The sequence below is a fragment of the Wolbachia endosymbiont of Drosophila seguyi genome (assembly GCF_028981765.1).
GTDB lineage: Bacteria > Pseudomonadota > Alphaproteobacteria > Rickettsiales > Anaplasmataceae > Wolbachia > Wolbachia pipientis.
Window position 1 is genome coordinate 1 of the sequence record NZ_JAPQLM010000139.1, and the last position, 6430, is coordinate 6430.

General features: G+C 35.6%; 5 protein-coding genes, 1 tRNA gene and 1 pseudogene. 1 reads left to right on the forward strand and 6 read right to left on the reverse strand.

Going from position 1 to position 6430, the window contains the following annotated elements; genetic code table 11:
* Positions 1-215 precede the first annotated feature (215 nt).
* Positions 216-1538 carry a glutamate--tRNA ligase gene (gene gltX, locus OZD62_RS03375; RefSeq protein WP_010962828.1) on the reverse strand — a complete coding sequence of 441 codons (1323 nt, stop codon included), beginning with the start codon at positions 1536-1538 and terminating at the stop codon, positions 216-218.
* Between the two features lie 214 nt (positions 1539-1752).
* Between gltX and ligA the strand changes: the two genes are divergently transcribed.
* The gene (gene ligA / locus OZD62_RS03380; RefSeq protein ID WP_275019430.1) at positions 1753-3741 is read left to right on the forward strand and encodes an NAD-dependent DNA ligase LigA; all 1989 of its coding nucleotides are present in this window, start codon (positions 1753-1755) and stop codon (positions 3739-3741) included.
* A gap of 38 nt (positions 3742-3779) precedes the next feature.
* Here the strand turns inward: ligA and dapA are convergent, their stop codons facing one another.
* From dapA to OZD62_RS03405, 5 genes and pseudogenes are all read right to left on the reverse strand, one after another.
* Entirely contained in the window at positions 3780-4661 is an 882-nt protein-coding gene (gene dapA, locus OZD62_RS03385; protein ID WP_038199100.1) for a 4-hydroxy-tetrahydrodipicolinate synthase, read from the reverse strand.
* A 9-nt stretch (positions 4662-4670) separates the two neighbouring features.
* Entirely contained in the window at positions 4671-5153 is a 483-nt protein-coding gene (gene ssb / locus OZD62_RS03390) for a single-stranded DNA-binding protein (RefSeq protein WP_010082448.1), read from the reverse strand.
* 67 nt (positions 5154-5220) lie between these two features.
* Positions 5221-5294, reverse strand: a tRNA-Arg gene (locus tag OZD62_RS03395).
* Positions 5295-5307: 13 nt separating this feature from the next.
* Positions 5308-6123 (reverse strand): hypothetical protein, encoded by an 816-nt coding sequence (locus tag OZD62_RS03400; protein WP_275019431.1) that lies wholly within the window; start codon positions 6121-6123, stop codon positions 5308-5310.
* A gap of 4 nt (positions 6124-6127) precedes the next feature.
* Positions 6128-6430 (reverse strand): annotated as a pseudogene (locus tag OZD62_RS03405) (hypothetical protein); the annotation flags it as partial.

Consider the following 6430-nt stretch of genomic DNA (forward strand, 5'->3'; position numbering starts at 1 on the left):
TTTAAAACATAAAAAACGCCAATATTTTAAAGCGGATAATAACCACGGGGCTTCTTTTGCCTTTTTTTTCATTTGGTAAATTTCTTAATGTTTATGGCTAAACGACAACCGTCATCCCGCTACTTGTTAGCGGGATCTCTTGTTAGCGGCTAAGAGATACCGCGAATGAATCGCGGTATGACGTAGGGATTGCATTAGCTATAATTCTTTAGTTTTCACTTTTCTTTTAACCTTGCAATGATATTTTCTTTGCCGATAAAAATTAATAGTTTAGCGAGCTCTGGTCCTGTTTCTGTTCCTGTTAAAGCTGAACGCAACTGCGTAAATAGGTTTTTTGCCTTTATATCCACTGTTTGTCGAATAGTTTTGACCCATTCTGACAACGTGTTTTCATTACAATCACCTTGGGGCAATGCATTGAACGCAATTTTTATAAGCTCCTTATCAAGAATCACAGGCTCTATATCAGATTTGCATATTTTCCACCACTTGGCCACCTCAGAAAACCTTTCTATATTGTTCCTTATAAAATACCAAAACTCTGAGGAGCCCACTCCAATTTGATTTAAACGGTCTTGCACCATTTCAAATAGCATTTGTTGCAGCACTTTGCTATTTAGCTTATACATTTCACTCAAGCTGAATTGTGCAGATGCTGAGCTAAATTTTTTAATGTCAAATGAATCAATCAAAGATTGCATACAGGCGCAAGCTTCAATTGGATTGGATGTTCCAAGCTTCACTAAATAACTAACTAGTGCCATCGGTTCAATTTCATCTTCTTTTATAGATTTGATATCCAGCCCGCCTTTCCGTTTCGATATCTTGCTATCATCAAAATGTAGCAAAGGCAGGTGAGCAAATGTAGGGATTTTCGCTTTTAATGCTTTAATCATTTGGATTTGCACTGCGGTATTAGTTACATGATCTTCCCCGCGTACAATATGAGTTACATTAAAGTCAACATCATCAGTAACAGAAGGTAACATGTATGTGTAAATTCCATCTTCTCTTTTTACCACAGGGTCGCTGACGCTACTGGTTGCAATATTTATTTCACCTTTAACTTCATCATTCCATTTTACAACTTCATTTCTATCCAATTTAAATCTAAAATGTGGTCTTCGTCCTTCTTGCTCATAACGAATTTTCTCTTGCTCAGTTAGAAGTAACGCGCTTCTGTCATATACCGGGGGAAATCCTTGTTTTAACTGCAATTTTCGTTTAATGTCTAACTCTTCTCTTGTTTCATAGCATGCATAAATATGCCCTTCTTTTATTAACTGCAAAAACACCTCATTGTAACGCTCAAAGCGCTCTGATTGCTTAAAACTTGCATCCCAATCTATGCCAATCCATTTTAGGTCTTCTATGATATCATTTATATATTTGACATCTGAACGCTGAAGGTCAGTATCATCAAAACGGAGTAAAAATTTTCCGTTTTGATTGCGTGTGTACATCCAACAAACCAAGGCAGTTCGTACGTTTCCTACGTGGAGGTAGCCAGTTGGGCTTGGAGCGAATCTTGTTAGCATTTAAATAGCAATATTGTTTACTCTAATTTATTTTAATTTTATATAAATATATGGCTAGAGCAAGCGAGATCTGCTAATACAATTGAGCAAGAGAAGAATAAGTATGGCTATAGCATTGTGGCACCTTTGATATTTGATGGATTAAGACCATATGATAAATTCAAGAAAATTCACAGCTTGACGACAAAGGCTAATGTAGCATTATATTGGTATCATGACTAACTTAGAAAAGATGAGAGAAAAACTGCAAGATCAAATAAATTATCATAATGTTTTGTATCACCAAAAAAATAAGCCAGAAATAAGTGATGCTGAATATGATGAACTGAAGAAAAAGTTAGCTGAAATAGAGCCAGAAATTTATGCAACACAAGATAGTGTTGGTGCTCCACCTGATGAGAGGTTTTCTAAGGTGGAACATCAAGAACCTATGCTTTCCCTTGAGAATGCTTATGATGAACAAGGTGTAGAGAAATTTTTGTCTAAAATAAAGAGGTTTTTAATTGAGGACAAAATAGAGATATTATGTGAACCAAAAATTGATGGGTTGTCGTTTTCTGCAATTTATGAGGATGGAAGATTTGTTAAAGCTGCAACTCGAGGTGATGGTTTTGTAGGGGAAGATGTCACTCACAATGTTGCAACAATAAAAGGCTTTCCTAAGTTTTTGCAAGGTGTGCAAGGAAGACTAGAAGTAAGAGGTGAAATATACATCAGTAACAGCGACTTTTTAAAGTTAAATGAAAACGATGAATTTGCCAATCCTCGAAATGCAGCCGCTGGTTCTCTAAAGCAATTGGATGCAAACATTACAGCAAGCAGACCTCTTAGATATTTTGCTTATTCTTTGATTGGTGGAGCAGAGAAAAGTCAAAGTGAGGTACTAAATAAGCTTGAGGCACTTGGTTTTTGCGTAAATGAGCATCAGTCCTTAACGAGTAGTTTAGATGGAATGCTGAAGTTCTATAATGAAGTCTATAACTGTCGCTATAACTTGGATTATGATATTGATGGAATAGTCTATAAAGTAAATGATTTGGTACTACAAAATCGTCTAGGGAATACTCACAAAGCACCGCGCTCAGCACTTGCATACAAGTTTTCTGCGGTTTATGCAAAAACAAAGTTAAACAAGATATTTATACAGGTGGGCAGAACAGGGGTTTTAACTCCAGTTGCAGATTTAGTGCCAGTCAATGTTGGTGGGGTGCTAGTTAGTAGAGCAAGTCTGCATAACCAAGATGAGATAAAACGTAAAGACATAAGAGAGGGAGATATTGTAACAATCAAAAGGGCAGGTGATGTAATTCCCCAGATCGTTGAAGTAAGCAGAGATTCTCGTCTTCCAAATACACCTGAATTTGTGTTTCCTGAAGTATGCCCTGAATGTGGTAGTAAAGTACGTCAGGTTGAGGGAGAGGCAGCAGTAAGATGTCCTGAGGAATTTGCCTGTAAAGCTCAAATGATAGAAAAACTAAAGCATTTTGTATCGAAAGATGCATTTGACATTGTTGGCCTTGGTGATAAGCAGATAGAGTTTTTTTACGACCTTGGTCTGATAAAACAAATCCATGATATTTTTACTTTAGAAGAAAGATTGGATGAATTTAATCTGGAAGAACAGTCTGGTTGGGGCGAGAAATCTATAGCTAATTTGTTAAATTCTATACAAAGCAGAAGGGTAATAACTCTAGATAGGTTTATATTTTCTTTAGGTATTAGATTTATTGGCCAAGTTGCAGCAGAATTGCTTGCAGATTATTATGTTTCTTATAATAACTGGTATAATTCGATGATTGAACTGTCATTAGATAGTACTGAGCTAGTAGGTATAGATGGCATAGGAAAAAAAGGGGCTGAATCTTTGGAATCATTTTTTTCTAAGGAACATAACATCAAAATGTTAAATGATCTTACTGCTTGTCTTCAAATTCTTCCTGTGAGCTCCAACTCTAGTAACTCTGTTTTAAATAATAAAATTATAGTGTTTACTGGTAAGCTACTTGCTATGAGTAGAGGAGAGGCAAAAGTAAGAGCCAAAACTCTGGGAGCAAAGGTCAGCTCACATCTTTCTGCTAAAACTGACTACCTAATTGCAGGAGAAAAACCAGGATCCAAATATAAAAAGGCAGTGGAATTAGGTGTAGAAATTTTAGATGAAGACCAGTGGCATAAAGTGATAAGTTTGGGAGTGTTCAAATGAAACTTGGATTGTATATTAAATCAAAGTTGCAAGACTATTTAGAGAGTAGCCAATTCTTTCCATCCAAGAATCATTTTATTGACTTGCCTCAATTTTTCAACAGAAGGCAAGTCTTCTGTGCTGAGCGGTAGGCGGACAGTTTGATGTTCTATGAGCCCAATATCATGCAAAAGTGCTTTAGTGGGTATTGGGTTGCTGGCAATAAATAGGGCTTCGCAAGCCTGTTGCCAGATATCTGCCTGAGGGTTCCTGCCATTGAGGCACTTCTTAACATATTCATGTGCTACATATGGCCAAACATTGGAAGCAACGGAAACTAGGCCAGCCGCACCATAAGCGGCCATATCGGATATCATATTATCATCTCCACAAAAGACCTCAATATTTGGTGCAACTTTCTTATACTGAGCTAAAGTATCAACAGTGCCACTTGAATCTTTGATAGCCCAAAATTTTTCGTGGCTGGATAAGTTGCGTACAGTTTCAGCGTGAAGATTTATTCCTGCTCTTGATGGAATATTGTAAAACATAACCGGGACATGTGCTTTCTCAAGCAGCTTTTCAAACCATAAAGTCTGCCCCATAATTCCGGGCTTTGCATAAATGGGAGTTGTCATTAGATAGCCATGAATAGGCATACCCTTGCAAAAATCAAGCCATTCAAGAGTCTGATATAGATTCACTCCTGGTACGCCAATTATAATTTTCGTATTTAATTTTAGCTTACATACGAATTCAACTAATGTACGCTTTTCAGAATCAGTAAGCGATAGGCTCTCACCTGTGCTACCCAGCAACACTACGCCATTTTCAGCTTTAACTTGCATTGTCAGTAAACGCTGCAAACTGCTATAATCTATACTATCTCCATTGCAATTAAAAGGAGTAACACAAGCAGTCCATAAAAATGTAGATTTCAATTTAAATTGTTAAAATGGTATTTCATCGTCGAGTAGTTCATCTTTTATATCGTTGTCAAAACTTTCGTGTTTATCTTTTTGTTCTGTTTCACCTTGTTTGTATTCACTTGGCTTGTAATCAGAATTTGGCGCACTATTTCGTGAATCCAAGAGAGTAAGAGCGCTATTAAAATTATATAGAACCACCTCTGTTGTGTATCTTTCACCACCGTTTTGGTCAGTCCATTTTCTAGTTCTCAAAGAACCTTCAACATAAACTTTACTGCCTTTACGTGCAAAATCTTTGACGATTTTTACTAATCCTTCACTAAAAATTACGATATTATGCCACTCTGTCTTTTCAGAGCGCATACCGGAAAGTTTGTCAGTCCAACTTTCAGACGTGGCTATTGAAAAACTTGCCATTTCTTTCCCATTTTGTGTAGTCCTAATTTCAGGATCTTTTCCTAAATTACCAACTAGTATGACTTTGTTTATGGTACCACCAGACATAATTATGCTCTAAATAAGTCCTTTTATTATCTTATGTGAAAATACTATTGTCAAATTTAATTAAAAGTGCGCTTGGAGGGATTCGAACCCACGGCCTTTGCCTCCGGAGAGCAACGCTCTATCCAACTGAGCTACAAGCGCATATATATTTAAGTTATTTAATAGATAAGCCATCCAAGTCAAATTTTTGTTTTGGATAAAGCGTAAACATAATACTCCCATATCCAAAATATACATTTTGAGAATCATTCGCATGCTTTTTTATTGCTTTTTGATCTACGGTCCATACAAAAGTTACATAATTTTCAGTGACTGAGTGCACTTTTAAATCCTTAGTATTTATAAACAGTTTTCCATTTACCCATATTTTCCATGTATCGGGAGAAAGATATAAAATTGAGTCTAAACTCACTACCTTACCGTTGAAATTATCTGATACCTCCTCTTTTGCAGCTCTTGAAGATCGTAAATTGAACTTTTCCATTTCATTGACCATTCTATTAACTGGCTCTTCATCAAAAAAAATGCTTTTTACGTTACTATATTGTGACAAAACGTCAAAGTCACTTTCCACTGCTTCTCTTATTATATCGTCCCGATCTGTATAGCTTAGTTTTTGATTGTTGATAAAGAAACACTCTTTTGCACGCAAATTTGCTATATCAATAAAATCGTCGATTTCTTGATTGCCAACTTTAAGAATACTTTCAAAATATCTTTTTTCTATCATCATTCCATACTGAGAATGATGACAAACCATTTCATCATTACCTTGTTTTTCTATATATACGCATAAATTTCCACTATTTAATCCTAATATTTTATGCTCAATAAAATCTTTATTGCCAATATATTGTCGGCAAGAATACTCCTTACAAATTTCTATGCTTTCTATGATATCTTCACAACTGCAATATGCATTAACATTGGAAATGAGTAGCGTAAAAATAAAAAACAGCTTTATGTTCATCACCTTATCTACTTAATATAGTATACCAATCAAAGACTATATTAGCTCTCACTATCTCTATCATATTACCATTCAAAATCTGATTCATAGTTGCAGCATCAATATTTCTCTGCTTATTTAAAATAAGAGATTTGATCATAACATAACCTGGCAGATTTGGAATAGACTGTAGAAATAAAAAAATATGCTTATCGCTGATTGAGCTTAAATTTAGGATCACTTCACTTTTTATTACTTTTGTGCGTTCACTTTTGTTGTGGAGCTCAACTTCTTCGGGTATAGAAATTGATATTTCAGGTTCTAATAT